This is a genomic window from Pseudomonas sp. GW823-FHT05G12 (genome assembly GCF_058795575.1).
The window spans coordinates 741,474-766,558 of sequence record NZ_CM179501.1 but is presented as its reverse complement, the minus strand read 5'-3'; the positions used below and the strand labels follow the sequence as shown (position 1 = coordinate 766,558).

Genomic DNA, 25,085 nt, shown 5'->3' with positions numbered 1-25,085 from the left:
CGGCGTTAGTCACAAACACTTGTACAGGCAGCCGCCCGGCGCGCTGTCGAGGGCACGCTCATGCTCGATTTGTACCTGTTCCAACTGCTCAACGGCCTGGGCCTGGGGATGATCTACTTCCTCATCGCCGTAGGCCTAACGATCATTTTCGGCCTGCTGAACTTCGTCAACTTCGCCCACGGCGCGTTTTTCTTGCTGGGCGCCTACCTGTGCTACACCGCCGTGGCCGTCACCGGCAACTTCTGGCTGGCGCTGCTGATTGCGCCACTGGTGGTGGCCGCGCTGGCCTGGGCGGTCGAGCGCCTGTTGATCAAACGCATCTACCACCTGCCGCACACCTTCCAGATCCTCGTCACCCTCGGCATCGCGCTGATAATCCAGGAAGCGTCGGTGCTGATCTGGGGCCCGGTGGGCAAGAACATTGCCGTGCCACCCGAACTGCGTGGGGTGCTGATACTCGGCGACTTCATCTACCCCTACTACCGCTTGTTCCTGATCGGCTTCGCAGCGCTGATCGGTACTGGCCTGTGGCTGCTGCTGGAACGCACCCGTTTCGGCGCACTGGTGCGGGCCGGTAGCGAAAGCACCGAAACCGTGTCGCTGTTGGGCACCAACATTTTCCGCCTGTTCTCCCTGACATTCGCCCTGGGCGTGGGCCTGGCGGGTGTGGCGGGTGTGCTGTTTGCGCCGCTACGGGGCGCCCAGCCCTTCGTCGGCCCGGAAATCCTCGGCATTGCCTTCGTGGTGGTGGTGATTGGCGGCATGGGGTCGTTCGGCGGGGCGCTGGTTGGCGGCCTGCTGGTGGGTGTGGTGCAAAGCATGATGACCAGTCTCTGGCCGCAAGGCGCCAGCCTGATGATCTACGGCGCCATGGCAGCAGTGATTCTGGTCCGTCCCTACGGCCTGTTCGGGAGAGCCTGAGATGAGCGAGAAAAACCCATTGCCAGTCGCCAAGGGCCGCGCCCCGGCGCTGCTGTCGCTGGTAGTTGCCAGCCTGGTGGCGCTGCCGCTGTTGCTGCCCTCGGCCACCCTGGCCACCGAGATCCTGATCTTTGCCATGGCCGCACTGGCCTGCAACCTGCTGCTCGGCTACACCGGACTGCTGTCGTTCGGCCAAGGCATCTTCTTTGGCGTGGGCGCCTATGGCGCAGCGCTGCTGATGATCCACCTGCAGTGGGGCATGTTCGCCGCGCTGCTTGGCGCAGCTGTGTTCGGCGCCCTCCTCGCGCTGCTGGTGGGCGCACTGGCGATCCGTCGCACGGGCATCTACTTCGTCATGCTGACCCTGGCTTTCAGCCAGATGGCCTACTTCCTGGCCTATACCCTCAGCGGCTGGACCGGCGGTGACAACGGCCTGCTTGATGTGCCACGGCCGAATATCGAAGTCGCCGGCCATGTGCTGGTCGACCTGGCCGATCCGCGGCACTTCTATGTGTTCGTCGCGGTGCTGTTCCTGTTGATCTTCGCCGCAGCCCTGCGGGTGATCCGTTCGCCATTCGGCAGCACCCTGCTGGCTATCCGCGAGAACGAGACCCGCGCCGCCGCCATCGGCTACGACACCCGCCATTTCAAGATACTTGTGTTCATGCTGTCGGGCGCCATCACCGGCATCGCCGGGGCGCTGTACGCCATGCTGCTGCACTTTGCGCCGCTGTCGAACATCGACCTGATGATGAGCGAGAACATCCTGATCATGACCATCGTCGGCGGCACCGGCTCACTGTTCGGCTCGCTGCTGGGGGCCGGCGCCATCGTGCTGCTGGGTGACGTGCTGTCGGAGCTTTGGCCACGCTGGCTGATGCTGCTGGGGGTGATCCTGATTCTGGTGGTGGTGTTCATGCGTGGCGGCCTGTGGGGCGGCCTGACCGAACTGGGCAAGCGCCTGCTGGCCACGCGCAATGCCGATGACAAACCCCAGGGCAAGACCAAGGAGACCCTGTGATGAGCGACTACCTCCTGGAAACCCGCCAGCTGGAGCTGGCCTACGGGCCGTTCAAGGCGGTCGCGGGCGTTGACCTCAAAGTGCGAGCCGGCACCATCCACACCATTATCGGCCCCAACGGCGCCGGCAAGACCAGCCTGTTCCACTGCCTGACCGGCGAACGTCAGGCCACGGCCGGCAAGATCCTGTTCAATGGCCAGGACATCATTCGCAAGCCGTCCCACGGGCGCGTGGCGCTTGGCATGGCGCGCTCGTTCCAGCTCACCAGCCTGTTCCAGAACCTGTCAGTGCGCGAGAACCTGCGCCTGGCAGCCCAGGGCCGTGATGGCCTGGGCGCGCTGAACTTTTGGCGCAGCGTCGAGCACAAGCGCAGCCACTGGAACACCGCCGACCAGGTGCTGGAGCGCCTGAAACTGAGCGCCCGTGCCGAAACCCTGGCGGGCGAGCTGTCGCACGGCCAGCAAAGGGTGCTGGAAGTGGGCATGTCGATCTGCGCCAAGCCCACCCTGCTGATGCTCGACGAACCCACTTCGGGCATGGGCATCGACGACATCCCGGTGATGACCGACCTGATCAGCGATCTTGGCCGCGACCATACCGTGCTACTGATCGAGCACAACATGAGCATTGTCATGTCGATCAGCCAGCGCATCACGGTGATGAGTCACGGCCAGATCCTGGTCGAGGGTACCCCTGAACAGGTGCGCAACGACGAGCGCGTACGCACCGCCTACCTTGGAGAGGCCGCCTGATGCTCAACGTCGATTCGATCCATTCCTACTACGACAAGAGCCATGTGCTCGAAGGTGTCTCGCTCAAGGTCGAGGCAGGCGAACTGGTAACGCTGCTGGGGCGCAACGGCGCAGGCAAGACCACCACCTTGCGCAGCATCCTTGGCATCGTCCGCCCACGACAGGGGCAGATCAGCTTCAACGGCCAGCAGTTGGTCGGCCGCGAAATTTTCGATATCGCCCGGCTCGGCATTGCTCTGGTGCCGGAACACCGCGGCATTTTCCGCCAGCTCAGCGTGGAGGAGAACCTGAAGATTGCCGTGCGCAAGACCAGCCGCTGGCAGCTGGAGGACGTCTACAGCATGTTCCCGCGCCTGAAGGAGCGGCGCCGCAACGGTGGTTTCGCCCTGTCCGGTGGCGAGCAGCAAATGTTGGCCATCGCCCGCGCCCTGCTCAACGGCCCCAGGCTGCTGATCCTCGACGAACCCACCGAGGGCCTGGCCCCGGTGATTGTCGATGAACTGGTGAAGATCCTGCGACGGATCAAGGACGAAGGGCTGTCGATCCTGCTGGTAGAGCAGAACCTGATGGTCTGCGATGCCCTTGCTGATCGCCACTATGTGCTGGAGCAGGGCCGCGTCGCTTACCAGGGCAGTGCGGCGCAGTTCCGCGAGGACCCGAGCATCAAGAACCGGTACCTGGCCCTTAGCGCCTGACCCGACCGTGCTTACCTGTACCGGCCCTTTCGCGGGTAAACCCGCGCCCACAAAGGTGTCACCACCCTCAGCCCTGCGAGGCCTTTGTAGGAGCGGGTTCACCCGCGAATAGGCCGGTACAAGCAACCCAGTAATTTCAGGAGAGATGAACCATGAACACCCGCATCGATCCCTCGCAGCACCTGCTCGGCCAAGGCCCTCTGATCAACCGCGAGCGCCTGTGGCAATCATTGATGGACCTGGCCCAACTCGGCGCCACCGCCAAGGGTGGCGTATGCCGCCTGGCCCTGACCGACCTCGACCGCCAGGCGCGCGACCTGTTCGTCCACTGGTGCGAAGAGGCCGGCTGCACGGTCAGCGTCGACGCCATCGGCAATATCTTCGCACGCCGCCCCGGGCGCAACCCTGCCCTGCCGCCCATCATGACCGGCAGCCACATCGACACCCAACCCACCGGCGGCAAGTTCGATGGCTGCTACGGCGTCATGGCCGGCCTCGAAGTGATGCGCACGCTCAACGACCTGCACCTGACCACCGAAGCCCCGCTGGAAGTGGTGGTATGGACCAACGAAGAAGGTTCGCGCTTCCCGCCCTGCATGATGGGCTCGGGCGTGTTTGCCGGTAAGTTCGGCCTGCAGGAAACCCTGGACAAGGTCGATGACCAAGGTCTGTCGGTCGGCGCTGAGTTGCAGCGCATAGGCTACGCCGGCCCACGCGTGCCTACCGGGCATGCCGTGGGCGCCTACTTCGAAGCACATATCGAACAAGGCCCGGTGCTGGAAGACCAACGCACCACCATCGGCGTGGTCCAGGGCTGCCTGGGACAGAAATGGTTCGACCTGGTACTGACCGGTGTCGAGGCGCATGCCGGCCCCACGCCCATGCACCTGCGCAAGGACGCATTGGTCGGCGCAGCCGAAGTGGTGGCTGCGGTCAACCGCGTCGCTCACGCGCACCAACCACATGCCTGCGGCACGGTCGGCTGCCTGACCCTGCATCCAGGTTCGCGCAACGTTATCCCCGGCCAGGTACACATGACCATCGACCTGCGCCACCTCGACCCTGGGCACCTCGACGCCATGGTCAGCGAAGTGCGCGCAGCCATCGAAACCAGCACGGTGAAACATGGCCTGAGCTATCAGCTGACCCCGACAGCCGACTTCCCGCCGCTGTACTTCGCCGAGCAGTGTGTGGATGCCGTGCGCCAGGGGGCGCGTGCGCTGGGCCTGAGCCACATGGATATCGTCAGCGGCGCCGGTCACGATGCAATCTTCCTCGCCGAGCTGGGCCCGGCCGGGATGATCTTCGTGCCATGCGAAGGCGGCATCAGCCACAACGAAATCGAAAATGCCGCGCCCCAGGACCTGGCCGATGGTTGCGACGTCCTGTTGCGCGCCATGTTCCAGGCCGCCAACCCGGGAGCCCGTTGAAATGACCCAGAAAACCGCGATTGGCGAACTCACCGCCGTCGAACTGCTCGAACTGTACCAGCGCCGCCAGTTGTCACCCGTCGAGGTGGTCGAGGATGTGCTGGCGCGCATCGACCTGCATAACCCGGCGGTCAACGCCTTCTGCCATGTCGACGGCGAAGGTGCCCGCGCCGCCGCCCGTGCCAGCGAACAGCGCTGGCAACGTGGCCAACCCTGTGGCCGACTGGATGGTGTACCCGCCTCGATCAAGGACCTGACCCTGACCCGCGGCATGCCTACCCGCAAGGGCTCGCGTACTACCTCGGGTACCGGGCCGTGGGAAATCGATGCGCCCTTCAGCGCCTTCATGCGTGAAGCCGGTGCAGTGCTGGTAGGCAAGACCACCACGCCGGAGTTCGGCTGGAAAGGCGTGACCGACAACCCGCTTTACGGCATTACTCGCAACCCTTGGGATACCAGGCTGACTGCCGGTGGTTCGTCTGGTGGTGCTGCGGCAGCCGCCGCGCTGAACCTGGGGGTGCTGCATCAGGGCAGCGATGCCGGTGGTTCGATTCGCATCCCCTGCGCCTTTACCGGCACCTTCGGCATCAAACCGACCTTCGGCTATGTACCGCAATGGCCGGCCAGCGCCATGACCGTGCTGTCGCACCTGGGGCCGATGACGCGTACCGTGGACGATTCGGTGCTGATGCTTGACTGCGTAGCGCGCCCCGATGCCCGCGACGGTTTGGCCGGCGCACCCCGGCAGGCGCCGTGGCTCAGCCAGCAGCAAGATCTGAGCGGCCTACGCATCGCCTACAGCGCCAACTTCGGTTACGTGCAGGTCGACCCACAGATCCAGGCACTGGTGGCGCAAGCGGTGCAGCGCCTGGCGCGGCTGGGTGCGCAGGTAGAGGAAGTGGACCCGGGCTTCAGCGACCCGCTGGAAACCTTCAACACCCTGTGGTTTGCCGGTGCGGCGCGGTTGGCAAGTGCCTTGAGCGATGAGCAGAAAGCGTTGCTTGACCCGGGGCTGCGCTGGATTGCCGAACAAGGTGCACAGATCAGCCTCGGCGAATACACCCAGGCGCTTGAGGCACGGGCAGAATTGATTGCGAAGATGAATGCCTTTCATCAGCGATATGACGTGCTGGTATCGCCGATGCTGCCGTTGGTGGCGTTCGAGGCCGGACACAACGTGCCGCCTGGGTCGGGGATGGCGCAATGGATGGAGTGGACGCCGTTCAGCTATCCGTTCAACCTGACCCAACAGCCGGCGGCCTCGGTACCCTGCGGGTTCACCCGCGAGGGGTTGCCGGTGGGCCTGCAGGTGGTGGCCGGGCGCTTTGCCGATGAGCAAGTGCTGCGGGTGTGCAAGGTGTATGAGCAGCATTATCCGACCCGGCACCTGCAAGCACCGATTACTGGCTGAAATCTGTGTTGGTTTCTGCGGCCCTTTCGCGGGTGAACCCGCTCTCGTAGGAGCGGGTTTACCCGCGAAGAGGTCCTCAGCCCAAACGCCCTTCTGGCGCATACGGCGCCGGGTCGATAATCGGCTCGGCCCCTGTCAGCAAATCGGTAAACAGCTGGCACGAAGCCGGCGCCAGCACCAGCCCATTGCGATAATGCCCGCAGTTCAGCCACAACCCTTCATGCCCTGGCACAGGCCCAATATAAGGGATGCCTTCTGGCGACCCCGGCCGCAGTCCCGCCCAGTGCGCCACCACTGTCGCGCCTTCAAGCTCTGGCAACAACTCCACCGCCGATGCTTTCAGGCTTTCCAGCGCATCCCCGGTCGGGGTCTTGTCATACCCGGCGTGTTCCAGCGTGCTCCCTACCAGAATGTGCCCGTCACGTCGCGGGATTGCATAGCGCCCCTTGGCCAGCACCATGCTCGGCAAGAAGTCTTCAGCGCACTTGAACAGGATCATCTGGCCCTTCACGGGCTCCACCGGCAGTTCAAGGCCAAGGGTACGCAACAGGTCACCACTCCAGGCGCCTGCGCTGAGCACAACCTCATCCGCCGCCAGTACCCCATCTGCCGTCTGTACACCGGTCACGCGCCCCTTTTCCTGCACGAAGCCGGTGATCTGGCAGTGTTCGCGCAAGCTCACGTTCGGCAGCGCCAGCAACGCTGCTTTCAGCGACTTGACCAAGCGTGGGTTGCGCACATTGGCCACGCCAGCCATGTAGATGGCCTGCTTGAAGCCCGGGCCCAGCACCGGCACCGCATCGTAGGCCGCCGAAATATCCACGGCACTCAGCGGCCGCTGCTCGCGCGCGGCCCAGGCCAACGCTTCGGCCTCGTCGTCCAGGTCGAGCCAGTACAGCCCGGTGGTGTGAACTTCCGGGTCGACGCCGGTGCTGGCGAACAGACGCTCGCCCAGCTGGGGATAAAAGTCCTGCGACCAATGCGCCAGAGCGGTCACGGCGGGGCTGTAGCGCCACGGGTACAACGGCGAGACAATGCCTCCGCCAGCCCAGGACGACTCTCGGCCAACCTCGCCCTGATCGCACACCACCACCTGGCCGACCTTGGCTGCCAGGTTGAATGCCGTCAGCAGGCCGATCACCCCGCCGCCAACCACCACTACTTGCTTGCTCATCTGTCGATCCAACACCTGAAGTAAAACCGCGATGCACCGGGCATCATTGAACCTTCAACTTCCCCAACAGTGCGTGCTGTGCTCAACGGCGCCCGGATTGTGCTGCACGCCAGCCTGGTCGAGCTGGAAATCGCCACAGCCATCCTGTGCCATCAGCCCATGCGGTAGCCGCCGGGCGCGCAGCGTGAAGGTGTCACTGTCGCGCTGGGCCTGAAGGCTGTAGTAGCGGGTACCTTCGGGCAAGACCAGGTCGCCCTCGGCGTATTGGCCAGTGCGCACGCGGTGGCGCTCCAGGCGCAGGGCGGCATCATGCAGCAGGCCAACCACTTCGCTGCGCGCGGCTCGCCGAAGCTGGTCGCTGTAACTGGGGTAGGCAATGGCTGCCAGAATGCCGGTCACGGCCAGCACAATCAACAACTCGATCAGGCTCAAGCCTTGCTGCATGTCAGTCTCCTCGCAATCTTTGCCGCCAGGTGATGCGTTGGGTTTGATTGCCGGCCACGGCGTAGACCGCTTCCAGCACATGCCGAGAGCGGCTTTGCTTGCTGACGGCGGTAATCCGGAACAGGCTAACCGGCTGCCCTTCGGGCATGTGCGCGGCACGTTCGCTGACACCCAGGTTCTGCAGCTGGAAAAAGCCGGTCTGGGTACCTTGCCACTGCCCAACCAGATCGTGCGGCCTGGGCGGTGGCAGGCACGCGTTACAAACGTCAGGGGGCGCCCGTTCAAGTTCGCGTACCCCGGCCAGCAAAGTGGCCTCTGCCTCTTCCAGCGCCATCAGGCCATCGCTCAGGTAGCCGGTCATTCGCGTTTCCACCAGCGCGTCGCGCAGGGCAGATGTGGCAAGCAGGCCCAGCAGGACGCTGAGCACCAACGCCAACAACAGGACAATACCCCGCTGGCGGTTCATGAATCCGGAACCGGGTTGCGCAATGCCACGCTCAGCGCATGGTGCTGCTCAAGCTGCAAGGTCGGCTCATACAATGTCAGCTGAAGATCGATCCGCTCTCCAGCCACCTGCACCACACGCAGTTCGCGCACGTGATCGACCAAGGGCTGATTGCGGCCGCGCCGCTCGAAGTAAAGCGTACTTCCAACGTGAACATAGCGATGCCGGCTGAAAGGCAAAGCCATAAGCTTGTCAGTCCCTTGCGCGCGCTCCTTGTGTACCTCCACCGTGTCGATACAGTTTGTCAGCAAGGTCCAGTCGGGGTCGCCGGCATATCCTGGTAACTCAGCGACAACCAGGCTCAAACTTGACGGGCCGTTCGCCAAGGGCCGGGCAAAGGCCTGCTCCGCGCCTGGGATCAGAAAGTCGTCTGGGCCCAGGCGCAGGCAACCGAACATCCCGGCCATGCGGATATCCTGCGCCATGCGCAGCAACGCAAGCCGCGCAGAATCCTGCATGCGCACTGCCGTACTTTGCAGGCGCCAAGTCTGGTGCGCAGAGACAAAAAGCTGACTGGCCGCCGCCAGCAGCATCAATCCGATCGCCAGCGCCACCACCATCTCAAGCAACCCAAACCCTGTATGGCAGCGCCTCATCGCCGCCTGCGCTCATGTTCGCTGTGCAGCGCCATCGCCGCCTGTCCATCCCGGCGCGCGCTGTCCGCAGCCTGCAATGCCTGCAACTGCATAGCAGCCGTTGCGAACAGGCCTGCGGCCACGACCACAACCGCCAACAGCACTTCCAGAAGCGTCATGCCCCCTTGCCTTGCATGCATCCCTGCGCCTCCTGCGACTTTTCCCGTCATTGCTTTCAACTTGGGCGACTGGACCTCTTGTCCAGCCGCCAGGAAGCTATAGCCAAGCACGTCCAGGGAGGAATGCACGGTGAAGCAACGCGGCGTAACACTGATACAAATGTTGTCGGCCTTGGCCGTGGCGGTCTTGCTGACCCAACTGGGCATGCCGGCCTACGCCCGAATGAGCGATGACCTGCACCGGGCGGCGGCTGCCCGTGATCTGGCGCAGGCGCTGCGCAGTGCACGCAGCCATGCGCTGTTGCAGGGTCAGCCGGTGCTGGTGCTGGCGCTGGACGGTAATTGGGGGAATGGGTGGCGGGTAGTGCTGGAGCATAACCGGCAGGTGCTGCGCGAACAGCGCCTTTCAAAGCCGCTGAAAATAACCAGCAATCGCGGTGAGCAGTTCAAATTCAGTGCGCTGGGCGTGCCCATGACGTCGGGCAACAGCTGGTTGGGCGCAAAACTGGAAATGTGCGAACGCGCCGCTGCTCGCAGCCGATATCAGGTGGTGCTGGCATCAAGCGGCAGAGTCAGGTTGCTTACGGAGGACCTGAGCAATGACCGCTGCTAGCGCGGTCATTGCAGGAGCGGTCTTGTGTCGCGCAAGGGCTGCAAAGCAGCCCCTGCATTGGCGGCGGTGCTGCCCGTCAGATCAGCGAGCGAACCCGCAGCTCTTTGGGCATTGAAAAGGTGATGTTCTCTTCGCGCCCGTCCAGCTCTTCAGCGCCAGTGGCGCCCCAGGCCTTGAGCTGTTCGATCACGCCACGCACCAGCACTTCGGGCGCAGAAGCACCGGCGGTGATGCCGATGCGCGCGGCCTGGTCAAACCAGCCGCGTTGCAGGTCCTCGGCACCGTCGATCAGGTAGGCCGGGGTGCCCATGCGCTCAGCCAGCTCACGCAAACGGTTGGAGTTGGAACTGTTCGGGCTGCCGACCACCAGCACCACGTCGCTCTCGCCGGCCAGTTGCTTGACGGCATCCTGGCGGTTCTGGGTGGCGTAGCAGATGTCGTCCTTGCGCGGGCCGCCGATGTTCGGGAAGCGCGCACGCAGCGCATCGATGACGCGGCTGGTGTCGTCCATCGACAGTGTTGTCTGGGTGACGAAAGCCAGGTGGTCCGGGTCGCGCACCTGCAGGTTGGCCACATCTTCCTCGTCTTCGACAAGGTAGATGGCGCCGCCGTTGCTGGCATCGTACTGGCCCATGGTGCCTTCGACTTCCGGGTGCCCTTCGTGGCCGATGAGAATGCACTCACGGCCATCGCGGCTGTACTTGGCCACTTCGATGTGAACCTTGGTCACCAGCGGGCAAGTGGCATCGAACACTTTCAGGCCACGGCCAGCAGCTTCCTGGCGCACGGCCTGGGAAACACCGTGGGCACTGAAGATGACGATGACATCGTCCGGCACCTGGTCCAGCTCTTCGACAAAGATGGCGCCGCGGTTACGCAAGTCTTCCACCACGAACTTGTTGTGCACCACTTCGTGGCGCACATAGATCGGCGGGCCGAAGACTTCCAGCGCGCGGTTGACGATCTCGATCGCCCGGTCGACCCCGGCGCAGAAGCCGCGAGGGTTGGCGAGTTTGATTTGCATGCTCGGCTCCAGGCTTACAGGGCCTTCACCTCGAGGATCTCCACCTCGAAGGTCAGGGTCTTGCCAGCCAGTGGGTGATTGAAGTCGATGGTGACCTGGTCGTCATCGAACGCTTTGACCACACCCGGCAGCTCGGTGTTGGCGGCGTCGTTGAAGATGATCAGCAGCCCTTCGGACAACTCCATGCCTTCGAAGTTGGACCTCGGCATGACCTGCACGTTCTGCGGGTTAGGCTGGCCGAAGGCGTTCTCCGGGGCCACTGCCACGGTGCGCTTGTCACCGGCCTTGAAGCCGAACAGGGCGTTTTCAAAACCCGGCAGCAGGTTGCCATCACCCACTTTGAAAGTAGCCGGGGCCTTATCGAACGTGCTGTCGACGGTGTCGCCGTTTTCCAGGTGCAGCGCGAAGTGCAGGGTGACTTCGGTGTTCTGGCCGATACGGGTGTCAGTCATGGACCGGATCCTCGGACTTCTTGCTCTTGAACATATCCAGCGCCAGCATCACCGCACCAACGGTGATGGCGCTGTCGGCCACGTTGAAGGCCGGGAAGTAATGGCGGTTCTGCCAGTGCACCAGGATGAAGTCGACTACATGACCCAGCACGATGCGGTCGTACAGGTTGCCAATCGCCCCACCCAGCACCAGCGCCAGCGCCACGGCCAGCCAGGTCTCGTTGCGCCCCAGGCGCTTGAGCCAGACGACCAGTACCGCGCTGACCACCACGGCGATCAGGGCGAACAACCAGCGCTGCCAACCCGCTCCGTCAGCCAGGAAGCTGAACGCGGCACCGGTGTTGTAGGCCAGGGTCCAGCTGAAGTAGTCAGGAATGACCACGATCTGCTGGTACATGGTCAGGGCGTTGTTGAAGTACAGCTTGGTGGCCTGGTCGATGACCAGGACCAGCAAGCTCAGCCACAGCCATGCAAGGCGCCCGAAGCGCCCCGCTGCAGGGTTAGGCATAGTGGCGCACCTCACCCGAGCCGGTCAGGTTGTCGACGCAACGGCCGCAGATTTCCGGGTGCTCCGGATGGCTGCCGACGTCGGCGCGGAAGTGCCAGCAACGGCCGCACTTGGTGTGGCCGGACTTGACCACTTGCAGCTTGAGGCCTTCGACTTCGGTGGCTACCGCTTCGGCCGGCGCCTGTGCGAACGGCACCACGCTGGCGGCCGAGGTGATCAGCACGAAGCGCAACTCGTCGCCCAGCTTGCCCAGGTCGGCACTCAGGCCTTCGTCGGCGTACAGGGTCACTTCGGCTTGCAGGTTGCCGCCGATGACCTTGGCAGTGCGCTGGTTTTCCAGCTCCTTGTTGACCGATGCCTTCACTGCCATCACGCGGTCCCAGTAGGCGCGGTCCAACTCGGTGCCTTCCGGCAGCTCGCTCAGGCCTTGGTACCAGCCGTTGAGCATTACCGACTCGTTGCGCTCGCCCGGCAGGTACTGCCAGATTTCGTCGGCGGTGAATGCCAGGATCGGCGCGATCCAGCGCACCAGCGCCTCGCTGATGTGGTACAGCGCAGTCTGGCAGGAACGGCGGGCGACACTGTTGGCGCCGGTGGTGTACTGGCGGTCCTTGATGATGTCGAGGTAGAAGCCGCCCAGCTCCTGTACGCAGAAGTTGTGCACCTTGGAGTAGACGTTCCAGAAACGGTACTCGCTGTAGTGCTCTTCCAGTTCGCGTTGCAGCAGCAGGGTACGGTCCACGGCCCAGCGGTCCAGCGCCAGCATGTCTTCCGGGGCCAGCAGGTCGCGGGCCGGGTCGAAGCCGGACAGGTTGGACAGCAGGAAGCGGGCGGTATTGCGGATACGCCGATAGGCGTCGGCACTGCGCTGCAGGATCTGCTCGGAAACGGCCATTTCACCGGAATAGTCGGTGGCCGAAACCCACAGGCGCAGGATATCGGCACCCAGGGTGTTGTTGACCTTCTCCGGCTCGATGGTGTTGCCCAGCGACTTGGACATCTTGCGGCCGTTCTCGTCCACGGTGAAACCGTGGGTCAACAGCTCGCGGTATGGCGCATGGTTATCGATGGCGCAACCGGTCAGCAAGGACGAGTGGAACCAGCCGCGGTGCTGGTCGGAACCTTCCAGGTACAGGTCAGCGCGCGGGCCGGTGGCGTGGCCGATGTCGTGCGAGCCACGCAGTACGTGCCAGTGAGTGGTGCCCGAGTCGAACCACACGTCGAGGGTGTCGGCGATCTTGTCGTACTGGTCGGCTTCAGCGCCCAGCAGTTCAGCGGCGTCCAGCTTGAACCAGGCCTCGATGCCTTGCTGCTCGACACGCTTGGCCACTTCTTCCATCAGTTCGACAGTGCGCGGATGCAGCTCGCCGGTCTGCTTGTGCAGGAAGAACGGGATCGGCACACCCCAGTTGCGCTGACGCGAGATGCACCAGTCCGGGCGGTTGGCGATCATCGCGTGCAGGCGCGCCTGGCCCCAGGCCGGGACGAACTTGGTGTCTTCGATGGCTTTCAGCGCACGCTCACGCAGCGGCTCGCCGGTGCTCGGCTGCTTGTCCATGCCCACGAACCACTGCGCGGTGGCGCGGTAGATCAGCGGGGTCTTGTGGCGCCAGCAGTGCATGTAGCTGTGGCTGATGGTTTCGGTGTGCATCAGCGCACCGACTTCGCTCAGCTTCTCGACGATGGCCGGGTTGGCCTTCCAGATGAACTGGCCGCCGAAGAATGGCAGCGAGTCGACATACACGCCGTTGCTCTGCACCGGGGTAAGGATGTCGTCGTTGACCATGCCGTAGCGCTTGCAGGTGACGAAGTCGTCTTCACCGTAGGCTGGCGAGGAATGCACCACGCCGGTACCGGCGCCCAGCTCGACGTAGTCGGCCAGGTAGATTGGCGACAGGCGATTGTAGAACGGATGGCGGAAGTTGATCAGCTCCAGCGCCGAACCTTGGGCGGTGGCAACGACCGAACCTTCCAGGTTGTAGCGCTTCAGGCACGACTCGACCAGCTCTTCAGCCAGCACCAGCAGGCGTTCGCCGGTGTCGACCAGGGCGTACTTGAATTCCGGGTGGATATTCAGGGCCTGGTTGGCCGGGATGGTCCACGGGGTGGTGGTCCAGATCACGATGGCGGCCGGCTTGGCCAGCGAGGCCAGGCCGAAGGCGGCGGCCAGCTTGGCTTCATCGGCAACCGGGAAGGCCACGTCGATGGTCTGCGACTTCTTGTCGGCGTACTCGACTTCCGCTTCAGCCAGCGCCGAACCGCAATCAAAGCACCAGTTCACCGGCTTCAGGCCCTTGAACACGAAGCCTTGCTTGACCATCTCGGCCAGGGCGCGGATTTCACCGGCCTCGTTGGCGAAGTTCATGGTCTTGTATGGGTTGTCCCAGTCACCCAGCACGCCCAGGCGGATGAACTCGGTCTTCTGCCCTTCGATCTGCTCGGCAGCGTACTCGCGGCACAGCTCGCGGGTACGGTCGGCGGAAAGGTGCTTGCCGTGGGTAACCTCGACCTTGTGCTCGATCGGCAGGCCGTGGCAGTCCCAACCTGGCACGTACGGCGCATCGAAGCCGGCCAGGGTCTTGGAACGGACGATCATGTCCTTGAGGATCTTGTTCAGCGCATGACCGATGTGAATCTTGCCGTTGGCATAGGGCGGGCCGTCGTGCAGGACGAACTTGGGACGATCCTTGCCAATTTCGCGCAGCTTCTGGTACAGGCCAATGCTGTCCCAGCGCTGCAGGATCTGCGGTTCGCGCTGAGGCAGGCCGGCCTTCATGGGGAAGGCGGTGTCCGGAAGGTTAAGCGTGGCTTTGTAGTCGGTCATTTCAGGCTCTTCGTTAGCGGTTGAGCGTGCCAATGTGCACGTGCGGCGGCGATATCCGCATCGATCGCCGACTTCAGCGCCTCCAGGGAGGCGAATCGCTGCTCTTCACGCAGCTTGTGGTGGAACTCCACCGTCAGGCGCCGGCCGTAAAGATCGCCGGCAAAGTCCAGAAGATGAATCTCCAGGTGCGGGCGCCCATCACCGGCAACGGTGGGGCGCACGCCGATATTGCCGACACCCGGCCAAGCTTTGCCGTCGATCACGATGCTGGCCAGGTATACCCCGGACAGCGGCACGCGGCGGCGCTTGAGCTGGATGTTGGCGGTTGGTGTGCCGAGCTGGCGGGCCAGCTTCTGGCCGTGCAGCACGCGGCCTGTAATGCGGTACGGGCGGCCCAGCAGGTGTTCGGCCAGTTCGAAGTCGCCCTCGGACAAGGCCTTGCGCACTTCGGTGCTGCTGACCCGCAGGCCATCCTGGATGACCGTGTTGGCGGCCTCGACGGTAAAGCCGTACGCGTTGCCGGCCTCGACCAGGAAAGCGAAGTCGCCAGCGCGGTCGCAGCCGAAGCGGAAGTCATCGCCCACTTCGAGATGACGCACGCCCAGGCCGTCGACCAGGATGGCCTTGACGAAGGCATCGGCACTGAGCTTGCTCAGACGCTGGTTGAACGCCAGGCACAGCACCCGGTCGATGCCTTCGGTCGCCAGCAGCTCGATCTTGTCGCGCAGCCGGGCCAGACGTGCCGGCGCGGTATCGGGTGCGAAGTACTCGCGTGGTTGCGGTTCGAAGATCACCACGCAGGTCGGCAGGCCCAAGGCCTGACCGCGCTCGCGCAGGCGCGCCAGGATTGCCTGGTGGCCGCGGTGAACCCCGTCGAAGTTGCCAATGGTGGCGACACAGCCCCGGTGCTCGGGGCGCAGGTTGTGAAGACCTCGAACCAGCTGCATAACGCGCTTCTTGCTCATAAAGTGGCCGATTATAACCACACCCGGGCGCTGGTGACAGGCAGCAGCGCCCAAGGGCGGCGTGGAATGCGAAAAACCGACGCCTGACCCGCCAAAAGCCTCAGTGCAAGGCCTTGCGAGCGAAATGCCGGGGCCTGAAGCCACACAGGTACAGGCAGCCAAAATACGTCACGACGCCCGCCAGGATCAGCGCCCCAAGCCGCAGGAAGCGCTCAAGCATGATGCCCTGTTCCCAGGCCGGCATATAGTGCATGCCCGCCAGCAGTACTGCCGACATCAGCGCCACCGCCAACACAAGCTTGAGCAGGAACACTGCCCAGCCAGGCTGAGGCTCGAACAGCTGCTGACTGCGCAGCTTCCAGAACAGCAAACCGGCATTCAGGCAGGCACCGAGGCTGATCGCCAATGCCAGGCCGGCATGTGCAAGCGGGCCGACCAGGACAAGGTTGAACAGCTGGGTGCAGACCAGGGTGAAGACTGCGATCTTCACCGGCGTGCGAATATTCTGCTGCGCATAGAAGCCAGGTGCCAGTACCTTGATCAGAATGATCGCCAGCAAGCCCACGGAATAGGCGATCAACGCTCGCTGGGTCATCGCCGCATCAAACGCGCTGAACTTGCCATATTGAAACAAAGCAACGGTCAGCGGTTCGGCAAGAATGGCCAACGCCAGGGTGCAGGGCAGTACCAGCAGGAAGCACAGGCGCAGGCCCCAGTCGAGAATCCGTGAGTACTCCTCGCGGTCCTTGTTGGCGTAGGTCTTGGCCAGGGTCGGCAGCAGGATGGTGCCCAGGGCAACGCCCAGCACACCGGAAGGCAGCTCCATGAGGCGGTCGGCGTAGTACATCCACGATACCGAGCCGGCCACCAGGAAGGAGGCGAAGATGGTGTTGATGATCAGCGAGATCTGGCTCACCGACACCCCCAGGATCGCCGGCAGCATCTGTTTCAGTACCCGCCACACACCCGCGTCCTTGAGGTTCAGGCGCGGCAGCACGAGCATGCCGATCTTCTTCAGCGCTGGCAGCTGGTACAGCAACTGCGCCAGGCCACCCGCCAGCACGCCCCAGGCCAACGCCATGATTGGCGGGTTGAAGTACGGCGTCAGCAACACGGCGAAGGCGATCATCGCCACGTTCAGCAAGGTGGGCGTGAAGGCCGGCACCGAAAAGCGGTTCCAGGTATTGAGGATCGCTCCGGCCAGGGAAGACAGCGAGATCAGGAATATATAAGGAAACGTCACCCGCAACAGGTCGGTGGTCAGCTCGTATTTTTCGGTGCTGTCGACAAAACCCGGGGCCGTCGCCCACACCACCCACGGTGCAGCGAGGATGCCGATGGCGGTCACCAGGGCCAGCACCAGGGTCAGAAGGCCGCTGACATAGGCAATGAAGGTGCGCGTCGCCTCCTCGCCTTGCTGGGTCTTGTACTCGGCCAGAATCGGCACGAAGGCCTGGGAGAATGCGCCTTCGGCGAAGATGCGCCGCAACAGGTTGGGCAGTTTGAACGCGATGAAGAAGGCATCGGTAGCGACACCAGCACCAAAGATGCGGGCCAGGATGGTGTCGCGAACAAAGCCCAGCACCCGCGAAATCATGGTGATCGAGCTTACTGCAGCCAGGGATTTGAGCAGGTTCATCGAAAAGATTCACGCCAATGACAGAGGACGCTGCCAGAGAGCGTCCGAATGTGCGATACTCCCGCGCCTTCGCAGGGGAGCCAAAAATTCCCGAGTGTACAGGTCGCGCAGCAGAAAGGAATCTTTCCCGCTTGTTGGCGCACCGCTCGGCGGAACCTTGCAGGTGGCCTTGACATCCGCTCGACTGATCGGCATGATTCGCGGCCTATTTTGTTTGCTATTTACCTAAAGTCTTTCGAGGAGCTCGACGGTGGCCAACACACCTTCCGCCAAGAAACGTGCAAAACAGGCTGAGAAGCGTCGCAGCCACAACGCCAGCCTGCGTTCCATGGTCCGCACCTACATCAAGAATGTAGTTAAAGCCATCGACGCAAAAGACGCCGAAAAAGCGCAAGCCGCTTACGTTCTGGCTGTACCTGTAATCGACCGTATGGCCGACAAGGGTATCATCCACAAGAACAAGGCTGCTCGTCACAAAGGCCGTCTGAATGGCCACATCAAGGCGCTGAAAGAAGCTGCAGCTGCCTAAGCGACGCGCTAGTCGAAAAACCGACCCTAGGGTCGGTTTTTTGTTGCCTGCGATTTATGCTTGCGGGCCCAGTTCCATGTGGGTCTCGATCTCTGTGTGTCGCGAAAGGGCTGCGAAGCAGCCCCGGCAATCTCAGCTTCTGCGCTGAAACCGAGGGGCCGCTACGCGCCCCTTTCGCGACGCAAGGCCGCTCCCACAAAAAAGCAGGGCCGCGTTTGGCGGCCCTACTTTTACATCACTTGGCGATCTGAATCTTCGGTGCCCACTGCAGCCATTCATCCTCGGCCTTTTCGAACAAGGCAAAGGTCTGCTGCGGCCGTGCCGGGTTACCCATCTGCTCGCCATCTGGCGTTGCGAAGGCGATACCGCCATCGATCAGGGTTTCCAGCGACTCGGTACGCACTGTAGCGCCCTTGAACAGACTCCAGTCGAAACCGAAACCACTGCTGTTCCAGAAGCGGCTACCGCTGCGCACCAAGGCGGCATAGCGCGGCTCGATGAGGATATGAATCAGCACGCGGTCAGCGCTCTGGCCCAGCTCGAAGCCTGTCACCTTGCCCACCGTAACCTCACGATAGGTAACCGGCACACCCGGCTTGATCGAGCCGCGACGCGGTGCACTGAGCGTCAATGGCAGGCCGACCTCTGGCCCTGCTACCTCCGGTGCCTCGGCCAGGGCGATGAAATCGCGCTGTGGCCCACGGTTCTTGGCTGCTGGCTGCACTTCCAGGTACTGCCCACCTATCAAGGTGTCCAGGTTTTCAGTGCGCACCAGGCCCAGGGCCGGCTTGACCACCCAGAACTGCGTGCCGGCACGGGCAATGCGATCCGCCGATTCGGTAATGCGCGCCCGTAGCAGCACCGCCTGCAGGTCATCGGTGAGGTCGACGCTCTCGATGCTGCCCACATCCAGGCCGCGGAAGCGGATGGCCGTGCCCGGTTTCAGGCCATCGGCACGCTCTACACGGATGGTGATCAACGTACCCGCACGGTTCACCGCTTCCTGGCTGTCATGCAGGCGGAAGCGTGGAATGTGCCGTTTCAGCGGTACATCGGGCCGTGGTGTATCGAACGCAATACCGCCGGCCATCAGTGTTTGCAGCGACTCACTCTTGATCTTGATGCCCGACAGGCCGCCGGTCAGGGTGATCCCACTGACGTTCCAGAAGCGCGACGAACCATTGACCAGCTTCTCGTACTCCTTCTCGATATGCACACCGATCAGGATGCGGTTGCTGTTACGGGCGAACTGATAGCTCTGCACGCTACCCACCTTCACCTGGCGGTACGTCACCGGGCTGCCGATTTCCAGCGAACCCAAGGTGTCGGCGAACAACACCATGTGCAGGCCCGGCGCTTTGAGGTCGAGCGGCGGCGCCTTGGCACGCGCCTCGAACTCACGCTCTGGCCGTGCGCCCTTCTCACCAGGACGAATGGCGATGTAGTTACCTTTGACCAGCGCTTCCAGGCCAGTGATTCCCGCCAGGGAAATCGACGGTTTGACTACCCAGAACTGTGTCCCGTCTACCAGGTAGTCCTCGGTCAGTGGGTCGAGTGTCAGCTCGGCCGAAGCGCTGGCCAGGTTGTCTTCCATCTTCAGGGCTTTCAGCGAGCCCACCTGGATGCCCTTGTACATGACCGGCGTGCGACCCGCCTGCAGGCCTTCATAATCGCTCAGCTTCACTTTTACCCGGATACCCGCCTGGGCGGCATCGAAGTCCTCGTACAGACGGAACGGCAGGCTCGGATCGGTGGGAGGGCTGTCCTTGCGGTACTCCGGCGTGGCGAAGGCGATACCACCCGCCACAATGCTCGACAACGACTCACTGCGCACCTTCACACCCGAAAGCGAAGCATCGATGCTGACACCGCTGGCGTTCCAGAAACGCGTGTGCTTGCGCACCAGGCTGGCGTAGGCCGGCTCGATGAAGACTTTCACCTCTACGGTGCTCTGGTCCTCGGACAGGCGGTAGCTTTTCACCCGGCCAACCTGAATCTGCTTGTAGAATACCGGGCTGTCACGGTTGAGCGAGCCCAGCCTGTCGGCCTTGAGGGTCAGGTGCAGGCCTGGTTCAGAATCCGAGAGCGGTGGCGCCACCTTCAATGCCACAAAGCGTTTGGTACGTTCCCCCTCTCCCGGGCTAACGGCGATGTAGTTACCCGACACCAGTGTTTCAAGGCCAGATATACCGGCCAGGCTGACACTCGGCTTCACCAGCCAGAAACGCGTGCCTTTGGTTAGATGGGGCTCGGCAGCCTTGTTCATCTCGATGGTAGCGATCACCCCCTGCGTGTCGCCCTTGGCGTCGAGCACCAGGCTTTTCACCTTGCCAACCGGCATGCCTTTGTAGATGACCTCGGTCTTGTTGGCGACGATACCCTCTCCCGACTCGAAGCGGACTTCAATTTCCACGCCAGCGTCGCGGTAGGCCTGCCACGCGAGCCAGCCACCGATCATCAGCGCAATCAAAGGCAGGATCCAGATGGCCGACCAGTTCGAGGCTGGGCGGGTTTTAGCCGTTGGCAGGTCACTCATGGTCGTCATCCGACTCCGTGTTATCCCAAATCAGTCGGGGATCGAAAGTTAAAGCGGCAAGCATTGTCAGTATCACCACAGTTGCGAAGGCGACAGCGCCCAGGTTGGCTTCGACACTGGCTATTCGGCCAAAATTCACCACTGCCACCAGGATGGCAATGACGAAGATATCCAGCATGGACCAGCGCCCGATGAATTCGATGAAGCGGTACATCAATATCCGCTGCCGGGCCGAAAGCGGCTGCCGCCGCTGAACGGAGTACAACAGCAAGCCGATACCCACCAGCTTGAACGTGGGGACCAGGATACTGGCAATGAACACCACAGCCGCAATGGGCACCATGCCGTGCTTGAGCAGGGTGATGACACCGGACATGATGGTGTCCGGGCTACCCTGACCGAGGGTACTCACGGTCATGATCGGCAGTATGTTGGCCGGGATGTAGAGGATCGACGCCGCAATCAGCAACGCCCAGGTGCGCACGATACTGTTCGGCCGGCGTGCATGCACGATAGCGCCGCAACGTGTACAGGTTTGCGAAGTGCTGTCTGGCTCTTGCCTGTTCAGCTCGTGACACTCATTGCAGACAACAATGCCTGCGTCAATCGCCCGCATGCAGGTCCTCCCCCGATAGCGCACTCCAGATCTGGTGGGGCGACATCACCACTTCGAGCCACACCTGGATCAATAACAGACTGATGAAACAGAACAGCCCAAGGCCCACGGTCAGTTCGGCCAGGTCCACCAGTTTGACGATGGCCACCAGCACCCCCATGAAATAGACCTCGAGCATGCCCCAGTCACGCAGGTGGTGATAGATGCGGTAGAAGACCAGGCCGTAGTCCCGCCCGAAGTTCAAGCGGATGCTCAACAGCACGGCCAGCTGACAGAGCAGCTTCGCCAGCGGAATGACCATGCTACAGAGCAGTACCACTACGGCAACACCGCGCATTCCCGAGTTGTACAGGCCTAGCACGCCACTCCAGACCGTATCGTCCGAAGTCTGGCCAAGCAGGTGCAACTGCATGATCGGCAGGAAATTGGCCGGCACGAATAGCAAAAGGGCCGTCAGCACCAAGGCCAGGCTGCGATTGACCACATTATGCCGGTGGGCATAGAGCTCGTAGCCGCAGCGCGGGCATTGGGCTTTCTCATCATGCTGCAGCACGGGCTTGCGCAGCAGCAGGTCGCATTCATGGCAGGCGACAAGCTCGTCCAACGGCAGCTGGGCCAGGGTTTCAGGTTCGACAGAATTGGACATAGAGCGCTTCTGTATAGGTGCGTGGGGGCTATTCTAGTGTTCTGACTCGAATTATGGGAGGCGACGTTGTCCTGAAGGGTGTGCGGGGGGCGCCCCTGCCTGGCGTTGCACCCTTCCCTTGTAGGAGCGGGTTTACCCGCGAACACCGGCGAAGCCGGTGCCATCTCCGCTCCCGCAGTGATTCGAGCAGTTCCAGTTTTTTGCCCACCAAAGACAAAACCCCTACCTGCATGCGCAGATAGGGGTTTTGCGAAATGAATCTTGACGATGACCTACTCTCACATGGGGAAACCCCACACTACCATCGGCGATGCATCGTTTCACTACTGAGTTCGGGATGGGATCAGGTGGTTCCAATGCTCTATGGTCGTCAAGAAATTCTGTTGCCAGAATGTCCAGATGGACAGCCCAGCGAATTCGGATATGCGATATTTGTGGTCTTACGAATTTTCGGGTTTTTCGTCTTCACCACCGCAATCTGCGTCAGCAAATTGCTTGGGTGTTATATGGTCAAGCCTCACGGGCAATTAGTATTGGTTAGCTCAACGCCTCACAGCGCTTACACACCCAACCTATCAACGTCGTAGTCTTCGACGGCCCTTTAGGGGATTCAAGATCCCAGTGAGATCTCATCTTGAGGCAAGTTTCCCGCTTAGATGCTTTCAGCGGTTATCTCTTCCGAACATAGCTACCCGGCAATGCCACTGGCGTGACAACCGGAACACCAGAGGTTCGTCCACTCCGGTCCTCTCGTACTAGGAGCAGCCCCTCTCAAATCTCAAACGTCCACGGCAGATAGGGACCGAACTGTCTCACGACGTTCTAAACCCAGCTCGCGTACCACTTTAAATGGCGAACAGCCATACCCTTGGGACCGGCTTCAGCCCCAGGATGTGATGAGCCGACATCGAGGTGCCAAACACCGCCGTCGATATGAACTCTTGGGCGGTATCAGCCTGTTATCCCCGGAGTACCTTTTATCCGTTGAGCGATGGCCCTTCCATACAGAACCACCGGATCACTAAGACCTACTTTCGTACCTGCTCGACGTGTTTGTCTCGCAGTCAAGCGCGCTTTTGCCTTTATACTCTACGACCGATTTCCGACCGGTCTGAGCGCACCTTCGTACTCCTCCGTTACTCTTTGGGAGGAGACCGCCCCAGTCAAACTACCCACCATACACTGTCCTCGATCCGGATAACGGACCTGAGTTAGAACCTCAAAGTTGCCAGGGTGGTATTTCAAGGATGGCTCCATGAGAACTGGCGTCCCCACTTCAAAGCCTCCCACCTATCCTACACAAGCAAATTCAAAGTCCAGTGCAAAGCTATAGTAAAGGTTCACGGGGTCTTTCCGTCTAGCCGCGGATACACTGCATCTTCACAGCGATTTCAATTTCACTGAGTCTCGGGTGGAGACAGCGCCGCCATCGTTACGCCATTCGTGCAGGTCGGAACTTACCCGACAAGGAATTTCGCTACCTTAGGACCGTTATAGTTACGGCCGCCGTTTACCGGGGCTTCGATCAAGAGCTTCGCTTGCGCTAACCCCATCAATTAACCTTCCGGCACCGGGCAGGCGTCACACCCTATACGTCCACTTTCGTGTTTGCAGAGTGCTGTGTTTTTAATAAACAGTCGCAGCGGCCTGGTATCTTCGACCGGCATGGGCTTACGGAGCAAGTCCTTCACCCTCGCCGGCGCACCTTCTCCCGAAGTTACGGTGCCATTTTGCCTAGTTCCTTCACCCGAGTTCTCTCAAGCGCCTTGGTATTCTCTACCTAACCACCTGTGTCGGTTTGGGGTACGGTTCCCAGTTATCTGAAGCTTAGGAGCTTTTCTTGGAAGCATGGTATCAACCACTTCGTCGCCTGAAGGCAACTCGTCATCAGCTCTCGGCCTTGAAATCCCGGATTTGCCTAAGATTTCAGCCTACCACCTTAAACCTGGACAACCAACGCCAGGCTGGCCTAACCTTCTCCGTCCCTCCATCGCAATAACTGGAAGTACAGGAATATTAACCTGTTTTCCATCGACTACGCTTTTCAGCCTCGCCTTAGGGACCGACTAACCCTGCGTCGATTAACGTTGCGCAGGAAACCTTGGTCTTTCGGCGTGCGAGTTTTTCACTCGCATTGTCGTTACTCATGTCAGCATTCGCACTTCTGATACCTCCAGCAAGCTTCTCAACTCACCTTCACAGGCTTACAGAACGCTCCTCTACCGCATCATCGTAAGATGATACCCGTAGCTTCGGTGCATGGTTTGAGCCCCGTTACATCTTCCGCGCAGGCCGACTCGACTAGTGAGCTATTACGCTTTCTTTAAAGGGTGGCTGCTTCTAAGCCAACCTCCTAGCTGTCTAAGCCTTCCCACATCGTTTCCCACTTAACCATGACTTTGGGACCTTAGCTGACGGTCTGGGTTGTTTCCCTTTTCACGACGGACGTTAGCACCCGCCGTGTGTCTCCCATGCTCGGCACTTGTAGGTATTCGGAGTTTGCATCGGTTTGGTAAGTCGGGATGACCCCCTAGCCGAAACAGTGCTCTACCCCCTACAGTGATACATGAGGCGCTACCTAAATAGCTTTCGAGGAGAACCAGCTATCTCCGAGCTTGATTAGCCTTTCACTCCGATCCACAGGTCATCCGCTAACTTTTCAACGGTAGTCGGTTCGGTCCTCCAGTCAGTGTTACCTAACCTTCAACCTGCCCATGGATAGATCGCCCGGTTTCGGGTCTATACCCAGCGACTAAACGCCCTATTAAGACTCGCTTTCGCTACGCCTCCCCTATTCGGTTAAGCTCGCCACTGAATATAAGTCGCTGACCCATTATACAAAAGGTACGCAGTCACCTAACAAAGTAGGCTCCCACTGCTTGTACGCATACGGTTTCAGGTTCTATTTCACTCCCCTCTCCGGGGTTCTTTTCGCCTTTCCCTCACGGTACTGGTTCACTATCGGTCAGTCAGTAGTATTTAGCCTTGGAGGATGGTCCCCCCATATTCAGACAAAGTTTCTCGTGCTCCGTCCTACTCGATTTCATTGACAAGAGATTTTCGTGTACGGGGCTATCACCCACTATGGCCGCACTTTCCAGAGCGTTCCACTAATCTCAAATCAACTTAAGGGCTGGTCCCCGTTCGCTCGCCACTACTAAGGGAATCTCGGTTGATTTCTTTTCCTCAGGGTACTTAGATGTTTCAGTTCCCCTGGTTCGCCTCTTGCACCTATGTATTCAGTACAAGATAACCAGCTTATGCTGGCTGGGTTCCCCCATTCAGAGATCTCTGGATCACAGTCTGTTTGCCGACTCCCCAAAGCTTATCGCAGGCTACCACGTCTTTCATCGCCTCTGACTGCCAAGGCATCCACCGTATGCGCTTCTTCACTTGACCATATAACCCCAAGCAATCTGGTTATACTGTGAAGACGACATTCGCCGAAAATTCGTACGTTGCTCTTTCGAGCAGAACTCACAAATTTTACCTTAGCCTGATCCACCAGCAGTGAAACTGGTGTTCAGTCTATATCTATCACATATCCGAATTTTTAAAGAACGATCTGACAAAAGCCAGAAATCAACATTCGAGCTGAATGTTCATTTCTAAGTTCTGACAAGTGA

22 protein-coding genes and 2 rRNA genes are annotated in these 25,085 nt (G+C 61.2%); 8 read left to right on the top strand and 16 right to left on the bottom strand.

Going from position 1 to position 25,085, the window contains the following annotated elements; all coding sequences use genetic code 11:
- Positions 1-60: 60 nt before the first annotated feature.
- The 6 genes from AC3RCM_RS03515 (at position 61) to AC3RCM_RS03490 (ending at position 6,230) form a co-directional block, all read left to right on the top strand.
- On the top strand, positions 61-921 hold the full coding sequence (locus AC3RCM_RS03515; protein ID WP_266023721.1) for a branched-chain amino acid ABC transporter permease: 861 nt from the start codon (positions 61-63) through the stop codon (positions 919-921).
- 1 nt (position 922) lies between these two features.
- Positions 923-1,942: a branched-chain amino acid ABC transporter permease gene (locus tag AC3RCM_RS03510; RefSeq protein WP_492629378.1), complete on the top strand. Its 1,020-nt coding sequence runs from the start codon at positions 923-925 to the stop codon at positions 1,940-1,942.
- Positions 1,942-2,694 (top strand): ABC transporter ATP-binding protein, encoded by a 753-nt coding sequence (locus AC3RCM_RS03505; protein WP_012051121.1) that lies wholly within the window; start codon positions 1,942-1,944, stop codon positions 2,692-2,694. Before AC3RCM_RS03510 ends, AC3RCM_RS03505 begins: the two co-directional genes overlap by 1 nt.
- Entirely contained in the window at positions 2,694-3,389 is a 696-nt protein-coding gene (locus AC3RCM_RS03500) for an ABC transporter ATP-binding protein (protein ID WP_010951881.1), read from the top strand. The genes AC3RCM_RS03505 and AC3RCM_RS03500 overlap by 1 nt, the downstream gene beginning before the upstream one ends.
- Positions 3,390-3,541: 152 nt before the next feature.
- On the top strand, positions 3,542-4,819 hold the full coding sequence (locus AC3RCM_RS03495; protein ID WP_492629377.1) for a Zn-dependent hydrolase: 1,278 nt from the start codon (positions 3,542-3,544) through the stop codon (positions 4,817-4,819).
- A 1-nt stretch (position 4,820) separates the two neighbouring features.
- Positions 4,821-6,230, top strand: a complete 1,410-nt coding sequence (locus tag AC3RCM_RS03490; protein WP_492629376.1) for an amidase — start codon at positions 4,821-4,823, stop codon at positions 6,228-6,230.
- 76 nt (positions 6,231-6,306) lie between these two features.
- Here the strand turns inward: AC3RCM_RS03490 and thiO are convergent, their stop codons facing one another.
- From thiO to AC3RCM_RS03465, 5 genes are read right to left on the bottom strand one after another with little or no spacing between them, the layout of a single operon-like run.
- The gene (gene thiO, locus AC3RCM_RS03485) at positions 6,307-7,404 is read right to left on the bottom strand and encodes a glycine oxidase ThiO (RefSeq protein WP_492629375.1); all 1,098 of its coding nucleotides are present in this window, start codon (positions 7,402-7,404) and stop codon (positions 6,307-6,309) included.
- 54 nt (positions 7,405-7,458) lie between these two features.
- Positions 7,459-7,848 carry a type IV pilin protein gene (locus AC3RCM_RS03480; RefSeq protein WP_010951877.1) on the bottom strand — a complete coding sequence of 130 codons (390 nt, stop codon included), beginning with the start codon at positions 7,846-7,848 and terminating at the stop codon, positions 7,459-7,461.
- 1 nt (position 7,849) lies between these two features.
- A complete protein-coding gene (locus AC3RCM_RS03475; RefSeq protein ID WP_492629374.1) occupies positions 7,850-8,314 on the bottom strand; it encodes a hypothetical protein in 465 nt (154 codons plus the stop codon).
- Positions 8,311-8,949, bottom strand: a complete 639-nt coding sequence (locus tag AC3RCM_RS03470) for a PilW family protein (RefSeq protein WP_492629373.1) — start codon at positions 8,947-8,949, stop codon at positions 8,311-8,313. Before AC3RCM_RS03470 ends, AC3RCM_RS03475 begins: the two co-directional genes overlap by 4 nt.
- Positions 8,946-9,128, bottom strand: a complete 183-nt coding sequence (locus tag AC3RCM_RS03465) for a prepilin-type N-terminal cleavage/methylation domain-containing protein (RefSeq protein ID WP_020192262.1) — start codon at positions 9,126-9,128, stop codon at positions 8,946-8,948. Before AC3RCM_RS03465 ends, AC3RCM_RS03470 begins: the two co-directional genes overlap by 4 nt.
- A gap of 109 nt (positions 9,129-9,237) precedes the next feature.
- Here AC3RCM_RS03465 and AC3RCM_RS03460 point away from each other — a divergent pair, with 109 nt between their 5' ends.
- The gene (locus AC3RCM_RS03460) at positions 9,238-9,720 is read left to right on the top strand and encodes a GspH/FimT family pseudopilin (protein ID WP_010951873.1); all 483 of its coding nucleotides are present in this window, start codon (positions 9,238-9,240) and stop codon (positions 9,718-9,720) included.
- 76 nt (positions 9,721-9,796) lie between these two features.
- Here AC3RCM_RS03460 and ispH read toward each other — a convergent pair whose 3' ends face one another.
- The 6 genes from ispH to murJ all read right to left on the bottom strand — a co-directional run bounded on the left by ispH (position 9,797) and on the right by murJ (position 17,132).
- Positions 9,797-10,744 (bottom strand): 4-hydroxy-3-methylbut-2-enyl diphosphate reductase, encoded by a 948-nt coding sequence (ispH, locus tag AC3RCM_RS03455; RefSeq protein WP_010951872.1) that lies wholly within the window; start codon positions 10,742-10,744, stop codon positions 9,797-9,799.
- 14 nt (positions 10,745-10,758) lie between these two features.
- Positions 10,759-11,196, bottom strand: coding sequence for an FKBP-type peptidyl-prolyl cis-trans isomerase (gene fkpB, locus AC3RCM_RS03450; protein ID WP_010951871.1), 438 nt, complete (start codon positions 11,194-11,196; stop codon positions 10,759-10,761).
- Positions 11,189-11,704: a signal peptidase II gene (gene lspA, locus AC3RCM_RS03445; protein WP_003247609.1), complete on the bottom strand. Its 516-nt coding sequence runs from the start codon at positions 11,702-11,704 to the stop codon at positions 11,189-11,191. The genes fkpB and lspA overlap by 8 nt, the downstream gene beginning before the upstream one ends.
- Positions 11,697-14,528, bottom strand: a complete 2,832-nt coding sequence (gene ileS, locus AC3RCM_RS03440; protein WP_104886734.1) for an isoleucine--tRNA ligase — start codon at positions 14,526-14,528, stop codon at positions 11,697-11,699. The genes lspA and ileS overlap by 8 nt, the downstream gene beginning before the upstream one ends.
- Positions 14,525-15,475, bottom strand: coding sequence for a bifunctional riboflavin kinase/FAD synthetase (gene ribF, locus AC3RCM_RS03435; protein ID WP_010951868.1), 951 nt, complete (start codon positions 15,473-15,475; stop codon positions 14,525-14,527). Before ribF ends, ileS begins: the two co-directional genes overlap by 4 nt.
- Before the next feature lie 118 nt (positions 15,476-15,593).
- Complete coding sequence (gene murJ / locus AC3RCM_RS03430) at positions 15,594-17,132, bottom strand: murein biosynthesis integral membrane protein MurJ (protein WP_064491427.1); 1,539 nt, start codon at positions 17,130-17,132, stop codon at positions 15,594-15,596.
- A gap of 250 nt (positions 17,133-17,382) precedes the next feature.
- Here murJ and rpsT point away from each other — a divergent pair, with 250 nt between their 5' ends.
- The gene (gene rpsT, locus AC3RCM_RS03425; RefSeq protein ID WP_003247625.1) at positions 17,383-17,661 is read left to right on the top strand and encodes a 30S ribosomal protein S20; all 279 of its coding nucleotides are present in this window, start codon (positions 17,383-17,385) and stop codon (positions 17,659-17,661) included.
- 235 nt (positions 17,662-17,896) lie between these two features.
- On the opposite strand, the gene AC3RCM_RS03420 is transcribed toward rpsT, so the two are convergent.
- From AC3RCM_RS03420 to AC3RCM_RS03400, 5 genes are all read right to left on the bottom strand, one after another.
- Positions 17,897-20,197: a PqiB family protein gene (locus tag AC3RCM_RS03420; RefSeq protein WP_104886735.1), complete on the bottom strand. Its 2,301-nt coding sequence runs from the start codon at positions 20,195-20,197 to the stop codon at positions 17,897-17,899.
- Entirely contained in the window at positions 20,190-20,813 is a 624-nt protein-coding gene (locus AC3RCM_RS03415; protein ID WP_014589576.1) for a paraquat-inducible protein A, read from the bottom strand. Before AC3RCM_RS03415 ends, AC3RCM_RS03420 begins: the two co-directional genes overlap by 8 nt.
- Positions 20,800-21,459 (bottom strand): paraquat-inducible protein A, encoded by a 660-nt coding sequence (locus AC3RCM_RS03410; protein WP_020190949.1) that lies wholly within the window; start codon positions 21,457-21,459, stop codon positions 20,800-20,802. Before AC3RCM_RS03410 ends, AC3RCM_RS03415 begins: the two co-directional genes overlap by 14 nt.
- Before the next feature lie 259 nt (positions 21,460-21,718).
- Positions 21,719-21,834 (bottom strand): 5S ribosomal RNA (gene rrf, locus AC3RCM_RS03405).
- A 131-nt stretch (positions 21,835-21,965) separates the two neighbouring features.
- Positions 21,966-24,858 (bottom strand): 23S ribosomal RNA (locus AC3RCM_RS03400).
- Positions 24,859-25,085: the final 227 nt, after the last annotated feature.

Coding starts and splice junctions, on each gene's coding strand:
- AC3RCM_RS03505 (WP_012051121.1), top strand. CDS start 1,942: ATGAGCGACTACCTCCTGGAAACCCGCCAGCTGGAGCTGGCCTACGGG.
- AC3RCM_RS03500 (WP_010951881.1), top strand. CDS start 2,694: ATGCTCAACGTCGATTCGATCCATTCCTACTACGACAAGAGCCATGTG.
- murJ (WP_064491427.1), bottom strand. CDS start 17,132: ATGAACCTGCTCAAATCCCTGGCTGCAGTAAGCTCGATCACCATGATT.
- thiO (WP_492629375.1), bottom strand. CDS start 7,404: ATGAGCAAGCAAGTAGTGGTGGTTGGCGGCGGGGTGATCGGCCTGCTG.
- AC3RCM_RS03495 (WP_492629377.1), top strand. CDS start 3,542: ATGAACACCCGCATCGATCCCTCGCAGCACCTGCTCGGCCAAGGCCCT.
- ispH (WP_010951872.1), bottom strand. CDS start 10,744: ATGCAAATCAAACTCGCCAACCCTCGCGGCTTCTGCGCCGGGGTCGAC.
- AC3RCM_RS03510 (WP_492629378.1), top strand. CDS start 923: ATGAGCGAGAAAAACCCATTGCCAGTCGCCAAGGGCCGCGCCCCGGCG.
- AC3RCM_RS03465 (WP_020192262.1), bottom strand. CDS start 9,128: ATGCATGCAAGGCAAGGGGGCATGACGCTTCTGGAAGTGCTGTTGGCG.
- AC3RCM_RS03420 (WP_104886735.1), bottom strand. CDS start 20,197: ATGAGTGACCTGCCAACGGCTAAAACCCGCCCAGCCTCGAACTGGTCG.
- AC3RCM_RS03490 (WP_492629376.1), top strand. CDS start 4,821: ATGACCCAGAAAACCGCGATTGGCGAACTCACCGCCGTCGAACTGCTC.
- ribF (WP_010951868.1), bottom strand. CDS start 15,475: ATGCAGCTGGTTCGAGGTCTTCACAACCTGCGCCCCGAGCACCGGGGC.
- AC3RCM_RS03475 (WP_492629374.1), bottom strand. CDS start 8,314: ATGAACCGCCAGCGGGGTATTGTCCTGTTGTTGGCGTTGGTGCTCAGC.
- ileS (WP_104886734.1), bottom strand. CDS start 14,528: ATGACCGACTACAAAGCCACGCTTAACCTTCCGGACACCGCCTTCCCC.
- AC3RCM_RS03480 (WP_010951877.1), bottom strand. CDS start 7,848: ATGCAGCAAGGCTTGAGCCTGATCGAGTTGTTGATTGTGCTGGCCGTG.
- lspA (WP_003247609.1), bottom strand. CDS start 11,704: ATGCCTAACCCTGCAGCGGGGCGCTTCGGGCGCCTTGCATGGCTGTGG.
- AC3RCM_RS03515 (WP_266023721.1), top strand. CDS start 61: ATGCTCGATTTGTACCTGTTCCAACTGCTCAACGGCCTGGGCCTGGGG.
- AC3RCM_RS03415 (WP_014589576.1), bottom strand. CDS start 20,813: ATGCGGGCGATTGACGCAGGCATTGTTGTCTGCAATGAGTGTCACGAG.
- AC3RCM_RS03410 (WP_020190949.1), bottom strand. CDS start 21,459: ATGTCCAATTCTGTCGAACCTGAAACCCTGGCCCAGCTGCCGTTGGAC.
- AC3RCM_RS03470 (WP_492629373.1), bottom strand. CDS start 8,949: ATGAGGCGCTGCCATACAGGGTTTGGGTTGCTTGAGATGGTGGTGGCG.
- fkpB (WP_010951871.1), bottom strand. CDS start 11,196: ATGACTGACACCCGTATCGGCCAGAACACCGAAGTCACCCTGCACTTC.